Source organism: Ectothiorhodospiraceae bacterium BW-2 (assembly GCA_008375315.1).
In the GTDB taxonomy this organism is placed as follows: domain Bacteria; phylum Pseudomonadota; class Gammaproteobacteria; order Thiohalomonadales; family Thiohalomonadaceae; genus BW-2.
The window spans coordinates 2,381,270-2,401,864 of the sequence record CP032507.1 but is presented as its reverse complement, the minus strand read 5'-3'; the positions used below and the strand labels follow the sequence as shown (position 1 = coordinate 2,401,864).

Annotated in this window: 26 protein-coding genes; 1 reads left to right on the top strand and 25 read right to left on the bottom strand. The window is 53.1% G+C overall.

What is annotated here, in order from left to right:
• Positions 1-27: 27 nt before the first annotated feature.
• The 22 genes from D5085_11670 to D5085_11565 all read right to left on the bottom strand — a co-directional run bounded on the left by D5085_11670 (position 28) and on the right by D5085_11565 (position 16,617).
• On the bottom strand, positions 28-2,118 hold the full coding sequence (locus D5085_11670) for a chemotaxis protein (GenBank protein ID QEP43717.1): 2,091 nt from the start codon (positions 2,116-2,118) through the stop codon (positions 28-30).
• 62 nt (positions 2,119-2,180) lie between these two features.
• Positions 2,181-2,747 carry a chemotaxis protein CheW gene (locus D5085_11665; GenBank protein QEP43716.1) on the bottom strand — a complete coding sequence of 189 codons (567 nt, stop codon included), beginning with the start codon at positions 2,745-2,747 and terminating at the stop codon, positions 2,181-2,183.
• A gap of 15 nt (positions 2,748-2,762) precedes the next feature.
• Positions 2,763-3,125, bottom strand: coding sequence for a response regulator (locus D5085_11660; protein QEP43715.1), 363 nt, complete (start codon positions 3,123-3,125; stop codon positions 2,763-2,765).
• 26 nt (positions 3,126-3,151) lie between these two features.
• On the bottom strand, positions 3,152-3,502 hold the full coding sequence (locus tag D5085_11655; protein QEP45145.1) for a response regulator: 351 nt from the start codon (positions 3,500-3,502) through the stop codon (positions 3,152-3,154).
• A gap of 32 nt (positions 3,503-3,534) precedes the next feature.
• A complete protein-coding gene (locus D5085_11650) occupies positions 3,535-3,777 on the bottom strand; it encodes a hypothetical protein (protein QEP43714.1) in 243 nt (80 codons plus the stop codon).
• Positions 3,778-3,796: 19 nt separating this feature from the next.
• Complete coding sequence (locus D5085_11645) at positions 3,797-4,945, bottom strand: FAD-dependent oxidoreductase (protein QEP43713.1); 1,149 nt, start codon at positions 4,943-4,945, stop codon at positions 3,797-3,799.
• A 3-nt stretch (positions 4,946-4,948) separates the two neighbouring features.
• Entirely contained in the window at positions 4,949-5,536 is a 588-nt protein-coding gene (gene lpoB / locus D5085_11640) for a penicillin-binding protein activator LpoB (protein ID QEP43712.1), read from the bottom strand.
• Complete coding sequence (locus D5085_11635; protein ID QEP43711.1) at positions 5,536-5,940, bottom strand: DUF1425 domain-containing protein; 405 nt, start codon at positions 5,938-5,940, stop codon at positions 5,536-5,538. Before D5085_11635 ends, lpoB begins: the two co-directional genes overlap by 1 nt.
• A 13-nt stretch (positions 5,941-5,953) precedes the next feature.
• On the bottom strand, positions 5,954-7,348 hold the full coding sequence (locus tag D5085_11630) for a hypothetical protein (protein QEP43710.1): 1,395 nt from the start codon (positions 7,346-7,348) through the stop codon (positions 5,954-5,956).
• A gap of 83 nt (positions 7,349-7,431) precedes the next feature.
• On the bottom strand, positions 7,432-7,641 hold the full coding sequence (locus D5085_11625; protein ID QEP43709.1) for a 50S ribosomal protein L31: 210 nt from the start codon (positions 7,639-7,641) through the stop codon (positions 7,432-7,434).
• Between the two features lie 139 nt (positions 7,642-7,780).
• Positions 7,781-8,116 carry a helix-hairpin-helix domain-containing protein gene (locus tag D5085_11620; GenBank protein QEP43708.1) on the bottom strand — a complete coding sequence of 112 codons (336 nt, stop codon included), beginning with the start codon at positions 8,114-8,116 and terminating at the stop codon, positions 7,781-7,783.
• Positions 8,117-8,172: 56 nt separating this feature from the next.
• Positions 8,173-8,367, bottom strand: a complete 195-nt coding sequence (gene iscX / locus D5085_11615; protein ID QEP43707.1) for a Fe-S assembly protein IscX — start codon at positions 8,365-8,367, stop codon at positions 8,173-8,175.
• Positions 8,368-8,385: 18 nt separating this feature from the next.
• Positions 8,386-8,724 (bottom strand): ISC system 2Fe-2S type ferredoxin, encoded by a 339-nt coding sequence (gene fdx / locus D5085_11610; protein ID QEP43706.1) that lies wholly within the window; start codon positions 8,722-8,724, stop codon positions 8,386-8,388.
• Positions 8,725-8,734: 10 nt separating this feature from the next.
• Complete coding sequence (hscA, locus tag D5085_11605; protein ID QEP43705.1) at positions 8,735-10,609, bottom strand: Fe-S protein assembly chaperone HscA; 1,875 nt, start codon at positions 10,607-10,609, stop codon at positions 8,735-8,737.
• A 50-nt stretch (positions 10,610-10,659) separates the two neighbouring features.
• On the bottom strand, positions 10,660-11,208 hold the full coding sequence (gene hscB, locus D5085_11600) for a Fe-S protein assembly co-chaperone HscB (protein QEP43704.1): 549 nt from the start codon (positions 11,206-11,208) through the stop codon (positions 10,660-10,662).
• Positions 11,208-11,531: an iron-sulfur cluster assembly protein IscA gene (gene iscA / locus D5085_11595; protein QEP43703.1), complete on the bottom strand. Its 324-nt coding sequence runs from the start codon at positions 11,529-11,531 to the stop codon at positions 11,208-11,210. The genes hscB and iscA overlap by 1 nt, the downstream gene beginning before the upstream one ends.
• A complete protein-coding gene (gene iscU / locus D5085_11590) occupies positions 11,532-11,936 on the bottom strand; it encodes a Fe-S cluster assembly scaffold IscU (GenBank protein QEP43702.1) in 405 nt (134 codons plus the stop codon).
• Positions 11,937-12,039: 103 nt separating this feature from the next.
• Positions 12,040-13,257: an IscS subfamily cysteine desulfurase gene (locus tag D5085_11585; protein QEP43701.1), complete on the bottom strand. Its 1,218-nt coding sequence runs from the start codon at positions 13,255-13,257 to the stop codon at positions 12,040-12,042.
• 52 nt (positions 13,258-13,309) lie between these two features.
• Positions 13,310-14,458, bottom strand: a complete 1,149-nt coding sequence (locus tag D5085_11580; GenBank protein ID QEP43700.1) for a cysteine desulfurase — start codon at positions 14,456-14,458, stop codon at positions 13,310-13,312.
• A 30-nt stretch (positions 14,459-14,488) separates the two neighbouring features.
• Positions 14,489-14,971, bottom strand: coding sequence for an Rrf2 family transcriptional regulator (locus D5085_11575; protein QEP43699.1), 483 nt, complete (start codon positions 14,969-14,971; stop codon positions 14,489-14,491).
• A gap of 78 nt (positions 14,972-15,049) precedes the next feature.
• Positions 15,050-15,856, bottom strand: coding sequence for a serine O-acetyltransferase (gene cysE, locus D5085_11570; GenBank protein ID QEP43698.1), 807 nt, complete (start codon positions 15,854-15,856; stop codon positions 15,050-15,052).
• Positions 15,857-15,918: 62 nt separating this feature from the next.
• The gene (locus D5085_11565) at positions 15,919-16,617 is read right to left on the bottom strand and encodes an RNA methyltransferase (GenBank protein ID QEP45144.1); all 699 of its coding nucleotides are present in this window, start codon (positions 16,615-16,617) and stop codon (positions 15,919-15,921) included.
• A 216-nt stretch (positions 16,618-16,833) separates the two neighbouring features.
• Between D5085_11565 and D5085_11560 the strand changes: the two genes are divergently transcribed.
• Entirely contained in the window at positions 16,834-17,667 is an 834-nt protein-coding gene (locus tag D5085_11560) for an inositol monophosphatase (protein ID QEP43697.1), read from the top strand.
• Here D5085_11560 and D5085_11555 read toward each other — a convergent pair.
• The 3 genes from D5085_11555 to D5085_11545 all read right to left on the bottom strand — a co-directional run bounded on the left by D5085_11555 (position 17,618) and on the right by D5085_11545 (position 20,586).
• The gene (locus D5085_11555) at positions 17,618-18,994 is read right to left on the bottom strand and encodes a sigma-54-dependent Fis family transcriptional regulator (protein QEP43696.1); all 1,377 of its coding nucleotides are present in this window, start codon (positions 18,992-18,994) and stop codon (positions 17,618-17,620) included. The genes D5085_11560 and D5085_11555 overlap by 50 nt on opposite strands.
• Positions 18,991-19,803: a DUF3782 domain-containing protein gene (locus D5085_11550; protein QEP43695.1), complete on the bottom strand. Its 813-nt coding sequence runs from the start codon at positions 19,801-19,803 to the stop codon at positions 18,991-18,993. The genes D5085_11555 and D5085_11550 overlap by 4 nt, the downstream gene beginning before the upstream one ends.
• Positions 19,804-19,869: 66 nt before the next feature.
• A complete protein-coding gene (locus tag D5085_11545; protein ID QEP43694.1) occupies positions 19,870-20,586 on the bottom strand; it encodes a DUF3782 domain-containing protein in 717 nt (238 codons plus the stop codon).
• Positions 20,587-20,595: the final 9 nt, after the last annotated feature.

Sequence of the window (20,595 nt, the reverse complement as noted above, 5' to 3'; positions counted from 1 at the left end):
CTGATTGGGTCAAAGTTGAGTGCTCAGCTAGATCGCTGCACGACTGGCACTATCGACAAGGCTCTCTTGTGGCAGCTTAAAGCCCGAGACTGAGCGTTTCATCTCCTCTGCTAGTTCTGCTAGCTTGCCGATATCTTTCGCTGTGGTCTCGGTTCCTTCGGTCGTTTGACGAGTCACCTCCTCAATTTGACGCATAATGTGGGTGACGCTCTCGGCCACTTTGGCCTGTTCACCGGTAGCGGTAGAGATATTGCCGATAAGTTGCGCTAGGGTATCGGCTACTGTCTGAATCTCCTGCAGTGCCGCCCCCGCATCTTGGGCCAATCCGGCACCACTGACCACCTCTGAGGTACTACGCTCCATGGAGGTCACCGCTTCGTTAGTATCGGTCTGAATCGTCTTCACTAACGCTTCAATCTGTTTGGTCGCATCGGCAGAGCGCTCCGCTAGCCGCTGCACTTCGTCGGCAACCACCGCAAAACCGCGTCCAGCATCGCCAGCCATCGCGGCCTGAATAGAGGCGTTTAGCGACAAGATATTGGTCTGTTCGGCGATGTCGTTAATTAGCTCCACAATCTCACCAATCTCCTGCGAGCTCTCCCCTAGTCGTTTAATCCGCTTGGAGGTCTCCTGAATCTGTTCCCGAATGGTGTTCATCCCCTCGATGGTACTGGCAACCGTCTCCGCCCCCTTCTTGGCGATAGTTACCGAGCGCTCCGACTCTTTGGCCAACTGCCCCGCAGTCGCCGAAACCCCTTCAATAGAGGAGGCCATATTCTGTACCGCATCGGCAGCGTTAGTAATCTGCTCGGTCTGGACTCGACTCGCTTCGGTTAGGCGGCTAGCGGTATTCAGACTCTGCTCCGCCGACTGCAATACCCCTTGCGAACTGGAGGTGATCGATTCAACTAGTGAGCGCAGTGCTTCGATAGTAAAGTTCATCGAATCGGCGATGGCACCGGTAATGTCCTCCGTCACTGTCGCATTCACGGTCAGATCACCATCGGCCAGATCACCCATCTCATCTAGTAGCTGTAAAATCGCGGCCTGATTACGGGCATTCTCCTGTTCGGTCTTAATTCGCTGCGCTTCTGTCTCTTCAATCCGGCGATCAGCCTCTCGTTTCAAAGTAATCCCGAGCAAAATTAACCATAACACAGCCAAACCACTAAAAATATTTCCCAGCATCGGGCTAAGTAGCCGCTGTTCCAGATAGTTAGCATGGGAGAGCTCTAGCTCCGACAGGCGTTCTAACAGCGGTTGGCTCAATTCGGTCACTCGATTCACCGCCTGCGATACCCGTAACATCTCTGGGCTCCGCTCTAGGATACCGTTCACCTGCCGACCAATTGTATCGAAAATATCGGCTGTCTCATCGACTAGGGTCACTAGCTGCTCATCCTCAAACGGTTTAATGCCTAGTTCGGCATCCCCATCGTAAAAACCGTTCAATACTCGGCCAAATAGCTCGGCATCGCGCCCGAAGTTATTAGCCGCATCAAGCGCATCTTCGCCGCCATCGAAAATCTTGTTGACATTGGTAATAATCCGCTGCCCTAACATTAGCTGACGGGTCGCGACATAGATCTCCTGCTGGCTAAACTTCTTCCCTTTGGCCATCTGTGTGGCAATCGCATCGGTTTTAATAAAAAACTCTGCCGAATATTCGTTAATCAGCCGCACAATCTCACTGAGGGAGATAATGACCCCGCGTGCCTCTAGCAGTTGCAGTACCTGTTCGTTGTACTCGCTCCAAACGCTACTCATCTCAAGCCGTCGCGGATTCAATTCGTCTGCAGTCGGGGGCATACCGCTCTCACTATTCCCTTGCTCTAACATCCGCACTAGCTCATTAAAACGCTCGCGCATCTGTTGCAGATTATCAAAAGTTTGCGGCCGGCCACGACTCACCTGTTGGGTTAGGGTGGTCATCTGCTGTGATAAAACCCGCATCTCCCCTAAGGTCGTGGCATACTCACGGTCATATCCCGCTTGGCGAGCCACCAGACCATAGATGGTAAAGCCGATAAGCATCGACAGCAGCAGCAGTACAATGAAAAGTATGCCGATGCGGCCACTGAACTGTTGCTTATTCCCCGTTACACTACTACTCATCATTATCTCCAGTTATCCTCATAATTGGCTTAGTCTGGCTACCCCGAACTCTAGTTATCGGTAACTCAGGCCGCAATCTGCAAAAACTCATCTTGCTCCATCAATCGATAGAGATCGACCACTGGCCACTGCCTGTCGTCGTTATCGCGATAGCTCCCCTGAATGAGTGTCCGCAACTGCGGCAGTGTTACGCCACCGTCACCTCGTTGGTAATCCCCCTCATCAAAACGCCGAATTCCGATCACCTCGTCTATGCAGAGCCCAGCACTCATCCCAGCATGATTGACGATAAAGACCTTTTTTCGGTTCAAGGCGACCCGAGAGTGGTCGCCGAGCAGCGTCGGTAGATCAAGCATCGGCAACAGGACTCCCCGCACATTAGCAACGCCTAATACCCACGCTTTAACACCGGGAACCACGGTCACCCGAAAATCGAGCAAAATCTCGGCCACCTGCTCAACCGACACCACCATCGGGGTATCGAATATCCGAAAGGCAATCCCTTCCCAGTTCGCTTTTAGTTCAATTCGCTGCGGTAGTGGCGAGGCGTAGCGGCGAACCTGTTGGTCGATCTGCCACAGTAGCCGAGCCGGATTATCCGCGGCTAAGTCGGTGAGCTGTTCCTGTTCCATGCGACTCCCCGACTATTAGCCGATGAGGGCATCAATTTTTTGCATTAATAACGACTCATCAATCGGCTTGGTAATGTAGTCCTTCGCTCCTTGGCGCAGCCCCCAGACTCGATCAGTCTCCTGATTTTTAGTCGTGACAATAATCACCGGTATATGGGAGGTGGCAGGATTTTTGGATATCTGCCGCGTCGCCTGGAAACCGTTCATTCCCGGCATCACAACATCCATTAGAATCAGATCCGGTTGAATGGCAGCGGCCATCTCCACCCCAATCTCGCCATTTTGGGCGTGGTGAGCATCGTGGCCTAACTTCGTCAGCACCCCCTTTAGGACATGCACTTCAGTCGGTGAATCATCAACAATTAATACGGAAGCCATTGCGTCTCTCCTGAAACTGATAGCTGTTAGTGGACGATCTGCTGCAGAGCCTCCAGCAGAGTCTGTTTATTGAAAGGTTTGGTCAAATATTGGGAGGCACCAACGATGCGTCCCCTAGCCCGATCAAACAGGCCATCTTTGCTAGTTAACATAATGACCGGGGTTTGACTAAATTTCTGGTTATGTTTAATCAGAGCACAGGTTTGATAACCATCCAGACGGGGCATCATAATATCGACAAAGATAACTTGTGGATTGTGATCAACAATTTTGGCCAGCGCCTCAAAGCCATCACCGGCGGTAATGACATCGCACCCCTCTTTCGCCAACAGGGTCTCGGCCGTTCGCCGAATGGTTTTACTGTCATCAATGACCATAACTTTCAGGCCATCGAACTGTGGTGCAGCGCTCACATTATCCTCCTTCGGATCCTCTCCGCCCAATCGATATGGCGGCTATGCGTAGCCGACGACCACAGGCCAGCCGGCGACACCAAAGTCAACTCTATGCTTATCTGGTTATGGTCTATCTCTACATCGACAAACTCTTCCCATCCCTGTTTTCCCTGCGATGCCGGCCGGTTTGCTCCCGCTAAACACCACAACAGGAGGGCAATTATAGAAGAGCTGCCACCAGATTCAAGCAATTCCATGCGTTCACAGGGTATATCATCATATCGTTATATTGTTAAGTTTTGCCTTATTCATCGTTGCATCACTATTAATTCTATAGGGTTCAGAGGCAAGCTGCGGTTGTCGTTGCAACAGCAGATCGGCTAGCAGTCGAGCCGATGCCGCGCCTAGCACAACGCCGTTACGAAAGTGGCCGCAATTATACCAAATCCCGTCAGTTATGCGACTTTTACCGATAAACGGAATCCCTCGGTTCTCGCTACCCGGACGCAGGCCGGCCCAATGGTAGCGCAAGACTCGCCCATTGAGTGCCGGCAGATAGCGCCAGGCTAACCGTTGTAGCTCTTCAGCCGCTGCGTGACTTATCTGCTTGTCAAAACCGGCCTCTGGCTCCAGCGTTGAGCCGACCAGTAGCAGCCCGTCACGACGGGGAATGAAGTAGTGGCCATCAATCAAGGTAATCCGTTTGATCTGCTCCGGCTCAAGCGGGATGGCAATCATCTGCCCTTTAACCGGTGCCACACTCAACGACTCCCCGGCTAGATCACCTAGCTCACCACTCCACGCCCCACCACAGAGCACCACCTGTGCCGCGGCGATCTGCTCTCCTAGAGAGTTACGACAGTAGAAACAGCCGCCCCTAGACTCAATACCACTCACCGGCCAGTGCTGTTTTAGGTCGATATCGCTGCGCTCGGTCGATTTTACCAGTGCACGGGAGAGGCGTGAGTTGCGTAGCTGCGCCACCTCGGGCAGATAGAGGCCGGTAGTTAACGCCTCAGTGGCCAGTAGTGGCTCTAATTTAGCCATCTCTTTTGCGTCAACCTCTAGCGCGCTATTTTGCCAACGCTGACACCACTGTAGTGCTCGCTGCCGTTCTGATTCGTCCAAATTGGGAATTAACAGACCACTGCGTTGCCACTGAGGATCGGTACCACTCTCCTCAGTTAGCTGCCGACATAGCTCCTGATAGTGCTGCTGTCCCCAAGATGCGAGCGCCGATACCGCCTCAGGGTAGCGCCAAGGATAGAGGGGGGAAATAATCCCTCCGCCGGCCCAAGTTGACTCACGCCCCGCCTGCTGCCGCTCCAGCACCACTACCGATACCCCCGCGCGACTCAGCTCTCGTGCGGTTAATAGGCCGATAAGTCCGGCCCCAATAATGGCGACCTCATAGGTTTTAGCCATCCTCTATAACCCAAATAGCGATTTTTCGGCAGTTTTACGAATCTCCTTCTCATCTGACCACTCAATTAGGCCACTCTCAAGGTGCATCAGACGCAGAGTAAATTTATAGTAGAGGTCGCGACTATCTCCATCGCGCTTATCGATGGCCGCAAGGTTGCCATACATCATGTATTCAGCGCCAATTTGGCGTCCTATTTTGACTGCCGTCGAGCGATCAACTAAGCCGCTATTCTGAAACTCCATCTGCTCTAGTGCCACCCGGCTCTTGCCCATATCGACAAAGCGGAACTTGCCCGAACGCAGCAGTCGGTTACTAATGGTATCGGTAATCGATTCGGTATCGATATGCTCTGTGGTCTTATTACTCACCTTTTCGACAAAGATAACCGGTCTGCGCTCCCTAGTGGCCTCTACCATTGGCGGGAACGAGAGCAGCGAATCGACCATGGAGGAGGCCATCTGCTGCAGATCGGTCGAGCCAAAATCGATGGTAGTCGTCTCTACCGCCGTCGCATCGCCATAGTCGATTTTAGTCGCACAGCCACCGAGTAGCCACAGCGCCATGAATACAATGACCGATTTCATTAACATTACCTCTCTCGCAGATAGAGTTGATATTGGGTCGCTGTGGCACTAGGAGCCACAGCGCGTAAAGCTTGGGACGATCTACCATAAAGTGTCAACGGAATCCAGCTAGGCTTCTCCCCCTCAATGACAAACTGTTCGCTATCAAACCACTGCCAACGGTACTGCAGCGATTCGGTAAATTGACTCTGATTAACCACCGTAACTTCAACTTGTAACAGTTCGCCCTGTTGACGCCATCGCGCTGCGGTCAAGTCAATCCGATCGGCCAATGGCTGGTTGTAAACAAATAGCTGATCCTCCCCCTCTCGTCCCCCTCGCTGTTCAATACCGGCCGTTGCACAGCCGCCTACGATGGCGACAAGCCCTATCCATACACCTAACCAACCTCTCCCTCTAGCGACTGCCATACAATGGTACCTCCTAAAATTGCTGCTGTTGAATCTGCCACCGCTGGCCGGTATCGATCACCCAGATCACGCTTTTACCCCCAGCTCTAACCTCTATATCGAGCCAACGGCTCACACTACCACGCCGAAGCTCCAGTTTAACCCGCCCCGCCTCCACCCCTTGGCGGGCAATGTGTGCCCCCGATGGTAGGGTCAGCCAGCTACGCAGATCGGCATTTTCACTTAGGGTATTGGCGACATTGGCCAAAATCCCGCCCATATCGCCTAGAAGCTGTTGTGACTGATCGGCAAGCCTCTTCTTTGCCGCTAGCCGTAGTAGCTGTCGCAACATCATCCCCGGCAGACGCTCTTGGAGCGATTTGGCCGCTAACGCGGCCACCGAGACGATCGGCTCAGTGGTGATATCTATGTTACCCCCTTGAGTGCGCAAGCGTAACGCAGTGGTCGGCGCTTGTTGGGTCGTCGAATAGGTGGGAAAGGCGATCGTATGCCAATGGTTCTCCCCTAATATCGGCACTTTAATCTGCTGTCTGACTGGGGCAAAGGCGTACTCATAGAGCACAATTAGCTCTCCAGCATCGGCGCCGAGTCGTGCAGAGGATAGGCCAAATTGACGCCGATAGCGCTGTAGATCGTCCCGCCGTTGTAGCTGTTCGGCTAGCCGTAGCACTATCTGCTGTAGGTAGCGGTTGTCGGGATAGATCTCCTGAGCGCGACGGTAGTCGATGTAGGCTGACTCTAGCTGGCCGTTAATCTCATAGATAAGTCCAGAGGTAAAAAAGGTGTAGCCATTTTGGAACGAATTTTTGACGCCAGCCACCCGCTCCTGTAGCGACTTAAAGCCCGATATAAAGGTCTCGTTGCGTTGTAGCAGCCGCTGATGCTGTTGAGTCGCCTGCTCTACTTCATCGATATGGCGCTCTAGTGCTAGCTTCTGTTCTAAATTGGCTCGCCTTACCTCCACTAGCGCAGCCTCTAGCTCACCTAAAAATAGATAGTTGAGCGACTGAAGTTGGTGCAAAAAGATCCGTTCATAACTTTCGCCATCGTATGGAATGGCATTCTCGTTGGTTAACAGCGAACCGCCGGTGGCGACACTACGCCGTAAGCTGATTGTAGCCCGATTGTCTATCTGGCTAAAACGGGAGAGCGCCTGTTTAAAGCTCGCTCTACTAGCCGATAACTCCCCGCCAATTTGGTGCACTCGGCCAAGTTCGAGTAGATAGAGCACGCCATCGGCTGAATCACGATAGGGGGAGAGGGCCTTGATCGCCGGCTCAATCTGTCCACTCTGTAGCGCACGCTTTACCGGCGCGAGTAGCTCAGGATAGCTCAAGAAGAGGGAGGTGGTAGCACAACCTGCAATAAGCAGAGACCAGAGAAGTAGCCATTGTCGGCTAAATTTCACGGCTGCGCCCTGAACTCACTTAAGGAGAGGCAACTACGATGTGACTCACATCGTAGCTACCTTCCGGTTGACGATTGAAAAGGTTACTTTTTGAGTCCGTATTTCTGCCGGAACTTATCGACTCGGCCCGCAGTATCAACAATTTTCTGCTTGCCTGTGAAGAAGGGGTGACAACTAGAGCAGACATCCAGCGTCAGGCTCTCCTTGTCGAGCGTAGAGCGGGTAACAAAACTATTACCGCAACTACAGTTCACATTAATATCGTGATAATCGGGATGGATTTCGGACTTCATTTAACACTCCGGTTGCAAATTTCTGGACATCGCTACCCCTTAAATCTTAACTATATCGTTAAGAGGCACCATGACCGCCAATCAAAAAAGGTGCGCAATCATACAGAGCGTTGGCAACAACTGCAACCACCGATTTTAGCTACATTCCCGGCATCGCGCCGACACTACCGCTCTTAACGCTCTGTGCGGCCGCTTTTGCCGCCGGAGCGACAGCGCCAAATTGCAGCTTGTTGGCTATCTTTTGCAGCGTCGCCGGCCCAATTCCCTTCACCTTTAGTAGATCATCGATCGATTTAAACGAACCGTTCGCGTTGCGATAAGCGACGATAGCTTCAGCCTTAGCAGGCCCAATACCGGCTAAAGCGCTACTAATCTGTGCGGCGGTCGCACTGTTAATATCGATCACTTCGGCTTGAAGTGGAAAAATCATCATCGCTAAGACAAAAGCGACTAGAGCATAAACTTTACGACTCATCTTAATCCTCCTTAAGTTGTTAAGAGCGGCTAATGTGCCAACTTATTTGATCTCTGTCAATCCCTCTCTTCCATCCAAGCCATCTGAATGGCCTCAAGAATCTTTTCGTTTGACCGCTCAGGATCATCCTCAAACCCCTCTAGTGCTGTTATCCAGCGATGGAGATCGGTGAATCTGACATACTGTGGATCGATATCGCCGTGCTGCTCCTCTAGCTCTATCGCAATCTCATTAACATCTGACCAGCGCATACTCTACCCCCTTACTTGCTAGTGGTTTTCTGAAACCATGTTGAGCGTATATTTAGGAATTTCTATGACCAAATCCTCCTCAGCCACCCGCGCCTGACACGAGAGGCGCGACTCAGGCTCCAGCCCCCACGCCTTATCGAGCATATCATCTTCTAGCTCATCCGATGGCTCAAGAGAGTCAAACCCCTCTCGAATAATGACATGGCAGGTGGTACAGGCACACGACTTTTCACAAGCGTGTTCAATCTCTATACCACCGGCGTTAGCCGCATCACAAATCGAGATACCGCTATCGGCCTCAATCACTGCCCCATCGGGGCAGAGCTCTTCGTGGGGAAGAAAAATTAGTTGTGGCATGGCTCACCCTCTATTCAAAATGTTGCAGTTGTTGACCCGACAGAGCTTTTTGAATGGAGACATTCATCCGCCTAGCCGCAAACTCGGTAGTACTATGGTTCAATCGAGTTACCGCCTCTTTCAGCTCCATCCAGTTATCACCGGCCATCTTCTCGTTAACGGCCACCATCGCTCTATCGATTCGCTGACGCTCTTTTTCACTTAGCAGCGCCTCACCATCAGCGTTAAGGGCCACCTGTAGCGCCTCAACCACACGCTGCGCTTCAACCTGCTGTTCACGCAGATTACGAGCATCCATATCATCCCTAGCATGAGCCATCGACTCTTCGATCATGCGGCTAATTTCACTATCGCTCAGGCCATAGGAGGGTTTGACTTGAATGCTGCTCTCAACGCCACTGGTCTGCTCTTTCGCTGTCACCGAGAGCAGACCATCGGCATCCACCTGAAAGGTGACCCGAATTCTGGCCGCTCCCGCCGCCATAGGGGGGATACCGTGCAGCTCAAAGCGCGCGAGTGAGCGACAGTCGCTCACCAGCTCCCGTTCGCCTTGTACTACATGGATCACCATAGCCGTCTGCCCCTCTTTATAGGTGGTAAACTCCTGTGCTCTAGCAACTGGAATCGTGGTGTTTCGTGGAACCACTTTTTCGGTTAATCCGCCCATCATCTCTAACCCGAGAGAGAGCGGAATGACATCTAAAAGCAGCATCTGGTCGTCAGGTTTATTGCCGATGAGTTGATCGGCCTGCATCGCGGCGCCAATCGCCACGACCCGATCAGGGTCGATATCGACGTGCGGTTCGCGCTGAAAAAAGTCGCCCACCCTCTCTCTGACCAAAGGAATCCGAGTCGAACCACCCACCATCACTACATCGTGAATCTCATCGATGGCTATTCCCGCATCAGCTAGCGCCCGCCGACACGGAATGAGGGTTTTTCGTACTAAGGGGGCAAATAGCCGCTCCATCTCCTCTCGGTTCAGACGCCCCTCCCAGTGGCTGCCATCCTCCAGCTCGATGCGGATATTGGTCTGTTCCACCTCAGTCAACAGCTCTTTCGCATCGCAAGCCACCTGCATCAAGCGCCGCATCTGGTGGTGATCCGCATCGTCACGAATGGCCGCCTGCTGCATAATCCAGCCCGCTAAGGCGCGATCAAAATCATCCCCCCCTAGGGCAGAGTCACCCGCTGTGGCTAACACCTCAAATACCCCCTTATTGAGGCGTAAAATCGAGATATCGAAAGTTCCCCCGCCTAGATCGTAGATGGCGATCACCCCCTCCGAGCCTTGATCCAGCCCATAGGCAACCGCTGCTGCGGTCGGTTCATTTAATAGTCGTAAAATATTGAGTCCGGCCAGACGAGCGGCATCTTTGGTCGCCTGTCGCTGAGCATCATCGAAGTAGGCCGGCACCGTAATGACCGCCCCCTCAATCTCGCCCCCTAGACTCTCTTTCGCGCGATGTTTTAGGGCTTTGAGAATTTCAGCCGATACCTCCACCGGACTGACATCACCGCCGACGGTTCGCAATCTCGGCATTGCCGAATCGGTGGCAATAAACTCATGCGGCGGGGTTGTCCCTAGCAGTTTAAAATCGTCAACGCCTCGTCCTAAAAAGCGTTTAACGGAGACGATGGTATTGAGTGGATCCGTGGTTGCGGCAGCCTTTGCCTCGTAGCCGACTGTCACTCGCCCCTCTGGCAGATAACGCACCACTGAAGGGAGGGGGTGGCGCTCCTCTCCATCGGCTAGGGTTTCGGCCATGCCACTGCGCACGGTCGCCACTAGCGAATTGGTCGTACCTAAATCGATGCCGACCGCCAATCGCCGTTGGTGCGGAGCGGCCGACTGCCCCGGTTCGCTAATTTGCAAAAGTGCCAAAACGCTCTCCCTTCTCTGTTGTGGCTATTAGTACAATTAAATGGTTGATGCTAGTCGCTGAGCCGCTGCTCCGCTTCATCCAGCTCTTGGGCAAATTTAACTAAAAACTGTAGTTTACGAAGGCTCTGCCACGCCTCGCTATCCCCTTGCGGGCTCTGTTGAGCTAACTGACTACGCAAGCTCTGCTGTAGTGCGTTGGTATCGGCCTCTAGCTGTTGTCGAATTGAGTCGATGGTAGCTAGCGGATCCTCACTCTGGCCAGAGTTCTCTAGTGCCTCACGCAGCGCCATCTGCTGCATCAAAAAGGGGGTCTCCATACGAGTATCGCTCTCATCCATCAACAGCCCTCGTAGCTGAAGTAGATAACGCCCACGAGAGAGGGGCGATTTGAGTGTGGTGTAGGCCTCATTCACCTGCGAATTGAGCTGGAGCGCCATCCGCCGCAGCGACTCTCCCTCATTGACGAAGCGATCAGGATGGGTCTGCTGCTGTAGCTCTCGATAGGCGCTGGCTAACTGCCCGGTATCGATATCGAAACCGGGGGTTAGCCCAAACAGCTCAAAATGGTCTTTAGTACTTAAACGGCTATCGAGTTGCATCAGACATTAAAACTCTCGCCGCAACCACAGGCATCTTTGGCGTTAGGGTTATTAAACTTAAACCCCTCATTGAGCCCCTCTTTGGCAAAATCGACCTCAGTGCCATTGAGATAGACCATGCTTTTAGGATCAACGATCACCTTTACGCCGTGACTTTCAAAGACTTGATCTTCACTCGAAACCTCGTCAGCAAACTCGATCACATAGGCCATGCCAGAGCAACCGGAGGTGCGTACCCCAAGGCGTAGCCCCTCCCCCTTGCCACGATTAGTCAGGTAGCTCTTTACCCGTTCTGCGGCCGTATTCGTCAGTGTCACCGCCATCTAGGCCCCCTTTGCGGCAACAGCCGCACCCCGCTTCTCCTGTAGATCGTGAATCGCGGCCTTAATCGCATCTTCAGCTAACACCGAGCAGTGGATTTTTACCGGCGGTAGTGCCAACTCTTCGGCAATATCGCTATTTTTTATCGTACTCGCCTCATCTAGGCTCTTCCCCTTTACCCACTCGGTGACCAGTGAGCTCGATGCAATCGCCGAACCACAGCCGTAGGTTTTAAAACAGGCGTCTTCAATCACCCCCTCATCGTTAACCCGAATCTGTAGCCGCATCACATCGCCACACGCCGGTGCCCCGACCATGCCGGTACCTACATTAGTTTCACTCTTGTCAAACGCCCCAACATTACGCGGGTTTTCGTAGTGATCAATTACCTTTTCGCTATATGCCATTGCTATTTACCTCATTTTATCGCTTGGCAGCTCTCAATTCCCTGTTCATTATACGGGATTTTGCCGGCCGCTGCCTGTTCTGCCGACATCGACGAGAGTTAAATTAATGGGCTGCCCACTGAATTTTGGACAGATCGATCCCCTCTTTATACATCTCCCACAACGGGGAGAGGTCGCGCAGTTTGCTAATCTTCTGTTGAATCAGCTCAATCGCATGGTCAATATCGGCCTCAGTGGTAAAGCGCCCGATGCTAAAGCGAATTGAGCTGTGGGCTAACTCATCGCTCCGGCCTAACGCTCGCAACACATAAGAGGGCTCTAAGGAGGCTGACGTGCAGGCAGAACCAGAGGAGACGGCCAGATCTGACAGCGCCATCATCAGCGATTCGCCCTCAACATAGTTAAAGCTAATATTGATATTATGCGGCACCCGCTGCTCCATATCGCCATTAATATAGACCTCCTCTATATCCTTAATCCCCGCTAGCAGTCGCTCGCGCAGAGCGTAGATCCGTTCGTTATCGCTCGCCATCTCCTCTTTAGCTAGCCGAAACGCCTCTCCCATACCCACTAGCTGATGGGTCGCTAGCGTTCCAGAGCGCATCCCTCTTTCATGCCCACCACCGTGCATCTGCGCCTCAATGCGAACCCTCGGCTTGCGTTGCACATAGAGCGCTCCTACCCCTTTAGGGCCATAAATTTTATGCGCCGAGAGCGATAGTAGATCGATCTTCATCGCCCGCACATCAATCGGCACCTTGCCGGCGCTCTGGGCTCCATCGACATGGAACAGCACTTTGCGCTCACGACACAGCTCACCAATCGCCGCCATATTCTGCACTACGCCAATTTCGTTATTCACATGCATAATCGAGACCAAGATAGTATCCTCACGCATCGTCGCCTCTAGCTTGGCCAGATCGATGAGGCCATTGGCGTCGGGATCGAGATAGGTGACCTCATACCCCTCCTTCTCAAGGTGGCGACAGGTATCGAGTACTGCCTTATGTTCGGTCTTACTGGTGATAATATGTTTGCCCCTCTTATGGTAGAAGTGGGCGACCCCTTTAATGGCCAGATTATTCGATTCAGTCGCCCCCGAGGTCCAGACTATCTCTTTTGCATCAGCATTAATCAGCTCGGCCACATAGTGCCGCGCCTGCTCCACCGCCTTCTCCGCATCCCAGCCATAGCGATGAGAGCGGGAGGCGGGGTTACCAAATAGACCATCCTCCGGCATCAGATAGCGGCACATCTCGTGGGCCACACGCGGATCGACCGGGGTGGTTGCCGAATAGTCAAGATAGATTGGTCTGTTCATCATCGTTGCTCCAAAATCGTCATCGTAAAAAAATTAGTCATTACCCATTGCTTTACCAGCCTAGCGCAGCGATCGAGCGTAGCCCTTTTACCTGCTGCTCCAGAGCAGTTAGCAGACTATCGACACCGTCACGGCAGCTATCGATACCTAAGCTGACTCTAACTGCGCCGCGCGCTAACTCGTCACTCACCCCCATCGCCTGTAGTACATGGCTCGGTGCTTCATGATGACTACCACAAGCCGAACCACTGGCGATGGCAAAACCGACTCGGTCGAGCGCCATAATCAGGCTCTGCCCCTCAATCGCAGGGAGCGCAAAAAAGAGCGTATTAGGCAGTCGCTGCTCCGCCTCGGTCGCAAACAGCCGTGCCGTCGGAAATCGCCGCCGTAGCTGCTGCTCTAAATAGTGACCTAACTGTGTCAGATGCTGCCGCAGCCCCTCTCCCTGCTGGTGCCATATCGAAGCGGCGACACCGAAACCGACGATAGCGGCAACATTTTCTGTTCCAGCTCGTAACGATCGCTCCTGTCCTCCACCTCGCTGGTGCGGGCTCAATCGTGCCGGTTCGCGCACCACCAGTGCCCCGACACCCTTAGGGCCATTTAGCTTGTGTGCCGACAGCGACAGTGTAGCGCAGTGGCTCTGGCTAAAGCTAAACGGCACCTTGCCAACTAGCTGTACCGCGTCACAGTGCCAGCGACACTGAGAGTGACGACACAGCTCGCTAAGCTGTTGCAGCGGCTGCACCACGCCGGTTTCATTATTTGCCGCCATGACTGCAATCGCATCGGTGCCACTCTCAAGCTGCTGCTGCAAAGCGGCCATATCCAGTTCACCCACTTCGTTAACCGCTAACGGATGACACTCTCCCCTCTGTGCCCGCGCCGCCTCAAGCACCGAGGGATGTTCGATGCGACTGACACCCACCGCTCCACTACGGCTCTGACGCCACAGTTCGGCCACCCCCCAACTGTTCGCTTCACTGCCGCCACTGGTGAATAGCACCTGCTCCGGATAGGCCTCAACCAGCGCCGCTACCTCTCTACGCGCCTGCTCAACAGCATCTTTAGCAACTCTAGCTCCCCGGTAGAGAGCAGAGGGGTTATAACAGTGTTGCCGCCAAAAGGGCTGCATCGCTTCAACCACCTCATCGAAGCAGGGGGTGGTCGCATTGTGGTCAAAATAGTATTCGAGTGACACGCTAAGAGCCTCAGCCGCTACCCTCGTGCTTTAAAGTGATGGCAACGACTGTGACAAAATCTCTTGGCGCAATAGCTGGTTAGTGGTAGTCGAGCAGCTACGCCCTCTCGCCTGCTCTCGGTTAACTAGCTGCTGCAGATCGATCTGACTGAGGAAGTTATAGATCTGGTCACTCAAATCGCACCAGAGATCGTGTGTCAGACATTTGGTCTCATTGTTGCAGTTGCCCTTGCCCTCGCACTTACGCGCATCAACCTTCTCATCGACAGAGGCAATCACCTCGGCGACAAAAATGTCCGACGCGCTGCGGCTCAAACGATACCCGCCACCGGGGCCGCGAGAGCTATTAACTAGCCCCCTGCGGCGCATCTTAGAGAAGAGCTGCTCTAAATAGGAGAGCGAAATCCCTTGCCGAGCAGAGATATCGGAGAGGCTAACGGCTCCCTGTTCGTAGTGAAGAGCCAAATCGAGCATCGCAGTGACGGCATAACGCCCTTTTGTAGTGAGTCGCATCGTTGTGATTCCCCATCGTTGTCGCTATCATTGGCTGCTAATCTATAGTTCCTTAGCAAAATAGTCAAGTATTAAGGATCAAATTTTTTCCCCCTTCTCACCGGTATCGAGGCGCTCTCGCTGTAACAACGCCTCTCCCGAATCGATCTCACAGGCACCGAGTTCGACTAGTTTGTCGATATCGATCTCGGCCCCCAAGCTCTTTATCGCCCCGCACATCTGCTCCATCTTCTCATCCATCGCATGAATATGGTCCAGCATACAGTTAATCGCATGCGCAACCGGATCAGGCATGTCAGCGCTGGTGCCGTAAGCGTCAAAGCCAATTTTAGCGGCGATCTTTTTACGCTTTTCGTGTGTTTCGTCAGCCACAGGGCGGCGCACCACTCGCCCCGGCACCCCGACGACGGTGGTCCGCGGCGGCACCCCTTTGACAATGACTGCATTTGAGCCAATACGAGCGCCATCACCGACCTCTAAAGGCCCGAGTACCTTAGCCCCTGCGCCAACCACGACATCGTTACCTAAAGTCGGATGGCGCTTACCCGCCTGCCAACTCGTTCCTCCTAGCGTCACGCCGTGATAGAGGGTACAGTCATCCCCAATGACTGCCGTCTCGCCAATGACCACCCCCATGCCGTGATCGATAAAAAAGCGTCGCCCAATCACTGCAGCAGGATGGATCTCAATGCCGGTTAGCCAGCGTGAAAAGGTAGCCACCAGTTTGGCCAGTAGCGATAATCGCCAGTGCCATAGCCTATGCGCCATACGGTGAAATAGCACCGCATGCAGCCCCGGATAGGTAAGCAGCACCTCAGCTAGTGAATGGGCTGCTGGATCACGATCAAAAATACAGCGAATATCCTCTCTTAACCGTTCAAACATAACTTTTATGCTCCATGCCAATGTTCTGTTCTGTTAAATCAATGCAATAACCAGGCCAATAGTTACTGTAGGCGCTTGCCCATAGCGGTCAATATTCCCCTAAGGATATTAAGCTCCCGCTGCTCTAGCTCAATACGAGCGAAGAGTCGTCGCAACCGTGGCATTAGCTGACGCGGATTAGTCGGATCGAGAAAATCGAGCGCTATCAGTGTCTGCTGTAGCTGGGCGTAGAACCCTTCGCGTTCACCACTACTCACCAACCGACTAGCAGCCGACGGCGATGATAACGGCGGTAGCTCCCTCTCGGCGAGGGCAAGAAAGAGTTCGTAAGCTAAAATCTGCACCGCAGCGGCCACATTTAGCGAGCTAAAATCGGCAGCCGCCGGTATGGTAACTAGCCGCTGACATAACTGAAGCTCACTGTTGCTCAAGCCGGAGCTCTCCCGCCCTAAGACCAGCGCCACCTTCGAGAGAGGTCGCTGACTAACCTCTTCAGCCAGTTCTCGCGGCGTGACCTGCGGCCAGTGCAGAGTTCGCTGCCGCGCCGAAGCACCATAGACGATGTCGCAATCGGCAATCGCTTCAGCTAACTGCGAGTAGCGCTCTGCTTTTTGCAAAATATCCTCCGCCCCCGATGCGCGAGCCTCTGCATCAGGGTGGGGAAAGTGGCGCGGCTCGACTAGTCGTAACTGCCGCAATCCCATATTTTTCATCGCTCGGGCTGCTGCGCCGATATTTCCAGGGTGGCTGGTCTCCACCATGACCACGACAACATCACGCGGTTTAACTCGCCTCGCCTCATGATAGCTGTTCACTCTCTGCTCCTTATCTCCCGTTTAAAATAGCCTTAGCAACAAAAAATGTCATAACCACGACAGAACAGCGCCCCCTCTAAGGCGGACGGCTGCTATAATCGCCCCTCACTCCATTGACTCTGTCATCTGCACTGTTCACCATTCACCATCAAGGAGCCCATCATGCATCCGATGCTCAATATTGCCGTTAATGCCGCCCTCAAGGCGGGGAATTATATCAGCCGTTCGCTAGAACAGGTGGATAGGTTGCAGATAAACAACAAGTCGCGACACGACTATGTCACTGAGGTCGATGAGCGGGCGGAGCAGATGATTATTGAAACTTTGACCAAAGCCTACCCCGATCACGGCTTTTGGGGCGAGGAGAGTGGCCAAAATCTGCGCGATAGCGACTATGTGTGGATTATCGATCCCCTAGATGGCACTACCAACTTTATCCACGGAGTGCCGCAGTTTGCCGTCTCGATTGCGCTACAACATAAGGGGCAGCTAACCCAAGCGGTGGTGTACGATCCGGTGAGTCAGGAGCTCTTTACCGCTAGCAAGGGGGGCGGCGCTCAGCTCAATAACCGCCGCCTGCGAGTCACTCAACGCCGTTCCATGAAGGGGGCGCTACTCGGCACTGGATTTCCATTTCGCCCCAATCAGAATCTGGAGCTCTATCTACAGACCCTAAAGGCACTGATACCCGATAGTGCCGGTATTCGTCGCCCAGGCTCGGCAGCACTCGATCTAGCTTGGGTCGCTGCGGGCCGTTTTGACGGTTTTTGGGAGTTTGGCCTCAATCCTTGGGATATTGCCGCTGGGGTATTACTGATCAAAGAGGCGGGGGGGCTGGTCGGCGATATGCGCGGCGATGAGGGCTATATGCAGCGCGGCGACCTCGTTGCTGCCGGTCCTAAACTATTTGGCGTCATGATTAAACGGCTACAACCGGTGTTAGCCGCTACTCAATCCCCAGTCGCTGCAGACGATAGCGCAGCGAACGAAAACTGATTCCAAGCCTCTTTGCGGCAGCCGTTTTATTAAAACGGCACTGTTGTAGCGCCTGCTGTAACACAGAGCGCTCTATCTGTTCCATGCAGGCATCGAGCCCTACCTCCTCTGCCCACAGCAGCACTCTAGCCCCCTCATCAAGTCTCTCTCGCTGCAGCTCTTCCGGTTCGGGGAGCTGCAGACGCAGATCGTCCACCCCCACCATTGAGCCATCACTCAAGGTCAAGGCTCGCTCTAGTATATTCTCCAACTCTCGAACATTGCCCGGAAAGGGGTAGTGTTGCAGCGTCTCTAGCGCCTGCGGGCTCAGTTTGATCGGTAGCTGCTGCAGACGCCGACAGATCCTCTGCACAATATGGTCAACTAGTAGGGGAATATCCTCACGCCGTTGGCGCAGACTCGGTAGCTCCAGCTCAATCACATTAATTCGGAAGTAGAGATCTTCCCGAAACAGCCCCTCCCGTACTCGGGCAGCTAAATGTTGGTGGGTAGCACTCAAAATACGAATATCGATCGCCTGCTCTCGCTCTGAGCCGACCGGACGCACTCGCCGCTCCTGAATCACCCGCAGCAATTTAACCTGCATCTCAAGCGGCAGTTCGGCGATTTCGTCTAAAAACAGCGTCCCGCCATCGGCCGCTACAAATAGCCCCTGTTTATTCTGAGTAGCGCCGGTAAAGCTCCCCTTCACATGGCCAAACAGTTCGCTCTCAATCAGTTCAGCCGGAATCGCGCCACAGTTAACGGCGATAAAGGGTCGCTCTGCTCGGGGACTTAAGCGGTGAATCATGCGGGCGATGAGCTCTTTGCCGGTTCCCGACTCGCCTTTAATGTAGATGGGTGCCTGGCTGCGTGCTAATTTACGCACTGTCTGCCGCAGCTCGATAACCACAGCGGCCTCGCCTAAAAAACTAGCCTCCTCACTCGCCCGGTCTGCTGATGGTTCACTATCGCCGCGTGATAGCTTCAGTGCACTCTCGATGAGTGCCTTCAGTGTTTTCAGTTCGACCGGTTTATTAACAAAATCGAACGCCCCCGCCTTTAGCGCCTCAATCGCGCAATCCATATTGCCGTGAGCGGTAATCACCGCTACCGGTAGCTGTGGTAGTTCGCTGCTAATATAGCGCACTAGCTCCAGACCATCGCCATCGGGCAGACGCATATCGGTCAAACAGAGGTGAAACGGCTGCTGTTGTAACATACGAAACGCCTGCTCTAGTGAGGCGGCAGCACGACTCTCCACTCCCATGCGCGACAGAGTCAGCGCTAATAGCTCTAGTATATCGGGCTCATCATCGACAATGAGCGCCGTTGGCCTAAAACTCATGCCACAACATCGAGTGAATCACCATACATCTCAATCCCTAACCGCTCACCTACCGCTCTCGCTCTTGTATCGATCATCGGTGAGATCACTATTTTACGGTTAGCTGTCCGGTTATGGCGCTGCTCATAAAAGAGTGTCTTGCGATGAAAAATATACATACCCGCCTTATCGATGGACGATTTAAGCTCACAAATAATGAGTAGGCCGTTTTTGATAATCACATCAATCTCGACCTGATCCGGTGCCCCAAACACGCTCCCCTCATCATCAAACTCGTTCACATTAATGACCTGTACCCCAAAACTCTGCTCTAAAATGGCGGCAAGTGCGTCCCGAAACGCTCGTTCCGATTGGAGCCCCCAACGAGACCCTAAGGCACCGATTGATCGATCATGCTTTTGGCTTATCGCCATAATCTCTTCATGCACACGATCAAACTCGCGTCGGTGCTCCTCCCACTTAAGTTCCCACTTCCGGTTCTGTTCATCCCACTTACGGTTCTGTTCATCCCACTTCCGGTTCTGTTCATCCCACTTACGGTTCTGCTCCTCCCACTTACGGTTCTGCTCCTCCCACTTACTGTTCTGCTCCTCCCACTTGAGATCCCACTGACGGCTCTGCTCCTCTCGTTCACTGCGCCACTCGTCCATTAAGCGATCAAAACGACGATCACTTTCGTGACGGTTCATAAAGTGGCGCGAGAGTAGCTGCTCTATCTCGTATCGAAACTGTTGATCACTCTCTAATAGTTCTGGTAAGTAGAGACGAATCGTCTCGACTAGCTGCTCTTTTTCAATCACCTGAGTCATACTCTACCTCTTAATCTCTATCTGTTAGTTCATCTTTCACTAGCGTCAGCTTCGTTGACCTAAAACTCATGCCACAACATCGAGTGAATCACCATACATCTCAATCCCTAACCGCTCACCTACCGCTCTCGCTCTTGTATCGATCATCGGTGAGATCACTATTTTACGGTTAGCTGTCCGGTTATGGCGCTGCTCATAAAAGAGTGTCTTGCGATGAAAAATATACATACCCGCCTTATCGATGGACGATTTAAGTTCACAAATAATGAGTAGGCCATTTCTGATAATCACATCAATCTCGACCTGATCCGGTGCCCCAAACACGCTCCCCTCATCATCAAACTCGTTCACATTAATGACCTGTACCCCAAAACTCTGCTCTAAAATGGCGGCAAGTGCGTCCCGAAACGCTCGTTCCGATTGGAGCCCCCAACGAGACCCTAAGGCACCGATTGAGCGATCATGCTTTTGGCTTATCGCCATAATCTCTTCATGCACACGATCAAACTCGCGTCGGTGCTCATCCCACTTACGATTCTGCTCATCCCACTTACTGTTCTGCTCCTCCCACTTAAGTTCCCACTGACGGCTCTGCTCCTCTCGTTCACTGCGCCACTCGTCCATTAAGCGATCAAAACGACGATCACTTTCGTGACGGTTCATAAAGTGGCGCGAGAGTAGCTGCTCTATCTCGTATCGAAACTGTTGATCACTCTCTAATAGTTCTGGTAAGTAGAGACGAATCGTCTCGACTAGCTGCTCTTTTTCAATCACCTGAGTCATACTCTACCT

What these genes read in the sequence shown, in the direction of transcription:
- D5085_11670 (QEP43717.1), bottom strand. Translation starts at nt 2,118, where the DNA reads ATGATGAGTAGTAGTGTAACGGGGAATAAGCAACAGTTCAGTGGCCGC.
- D5085_11665 (QEP43716.1), bottom strand. Translation starts at nt 2,747, where the DNA reads ATGGAACAGGAACAGCTCACCGACTTAGCCGCGGATAATCCGGCTCGG.
- D5085_11660 (QEP43715.1), bottom strand. Translation starts at nt 3,125, where the DNA reads ATGGCTTCCGTATTAATTGTTGATGATTCACCGACTGAAGTGCATGTC.
- D5085_11655 (QEP45145.1), bottom strand. Translation starts at nt 3,502, where the DNA reads ATGGTCATTGATGACAGTAAAACCATTCGGCGAACGGCCGAGACCCTG.
- D5085_11650 (QEP43714.1), bottom strand. Translation starts at nt 3,777, where the DNA reads ATGGAATTGCTTGAATCTGGTGGCAGCTCTTCTATAATTGCCCTCCTG.
- D5085_11645 (QEP43713.1), bottom strand. Translation starts at nt 4,945, where the DNA reads ATGGCTAAAACCTATGAGGTCGCCATTATTGGGGCCGGACTTATCGGC.
- lpoB (QEP43712.1), bottom strand. Translation starts at nt 5,536, where the DNA reads ATGTTAATGAAATCGGTCATTGTATTCATGGCGCTGTGGCTACTCGGT.
- D5085_11635 (QEP43711.1), bottom strand. Translation starts at nt 5,940, where the DNA reads ATGGCAGTCGCTAGAGGGAGAGGTTGGTTAGGTGTATGGATAGGGCTT.
- D5085_11625 (QEP43709.1), bottom strand. Translation starts at nt 7,641, where the DNA reads ATGAAGTCCGAAATCCATCCCGATTATCACGATATTAATGTGAACTGT.
- D5085_11620 (QEP43708.1), bottom strand. Translation starts at nt 8,116, where the DNA reads ATGAGTCGTAAAGTTTATGCTCTAGTCGCTTTTGTCTTAGCGATGATG.
- iscX (QEP43707.1), bottom strand. Translation starts at nt 8,367, where the DNA reads ATGCGCTGGTCAGATGTTAATGAGATTGCGATAGAGCTAGAGGAGCAG.
- fdx (QEP43706.1), bottom strand. Translation starts at nt 8,724, where the DNA reads ATGCCACAACTAATTTTTCTTCCCCACGAAGAGCTCTGCCCCGATGGG.
- hscB (QEP43704.1), bottom strand. Translation starts at nt 11,208, where the DNA reads ATGCAACTCGATAGCCGTTTAAGTACTAAAGACCATTTTGAGCTGTTT.
- iscA (QEP43703.1), bottom strand. Translation starts at nt 11,531, where the DNA reads ATGGCGGTGACACTGACGAATACGGCCGCAGAACGGGTAAAGAGCTAC.
- iscU (QEP43702.1), bottom strand. Translation starts at nt 11,936, where the DNA reads ATGGCATATAGCGAAAAGGTAATTGATCACTACGAAAACCCGCGTAAT.
- D5085_11585 (QEP43701.1), bottom strand. Translation starts at nt 13,257, where the DNA reads ATGAACAGACCAATCTATCTTGACTATTCGGCAACCACCCCGGTCGAT.
- D5085_11575 (QEP43699.1), bottom strand. Translation starts at nt 14,971, where the DNA reads ATGCGACTCACTACAAAAGGGCGTTATGCCGTCACTGCGATGCTCGAT.
- cysE (QEP43698.1), bottom strand. Translation starts at nt 15,856, where the DNA reads ATGTTTGAACGGTTAAGAGAGGATATTCGCTGTATTTTTGATCGTGAT.
- D5085_11565 (QEP45144.1), bottom strand. Translation starts at nt 16,617, where the DNA reads ATGGTGGAGACCAGCCACCCTGGAAATATCGGCGCAGCAGCCCGAGCG.
- D5085_11560 (QEP43697.1), top strand. Translation starts at nt 16,834, where the DNA reads ATGCATCCGATGCTCAATATTGCCGTTAATGCCGCCCTCAAGGCGGGG.
- D5085_11555 (QEP43696.1), bottom strand. Translation starts at nt 18,994, where the DNA reads ATGAGTTTTAGGCCAACGGCGCTCATTGTCGATGATGAGCCCGATATA.
- D5085_11550 (QEP43695.1), bottom strand. Translation starts at nt 19,803, where the DNA reads ATGACTCAGGTGATTGAAAAAGAGCAGCTAGTCGAGACGATTCGTCTC.
- D5085_11545 (QEP43694.1), bottom strand. Translation starts at nt 20,586, where the DNA reads ATGACTCAGGTGATTGAAAAAGAGCAGCTAGTCGAGACGATTCGTCTC.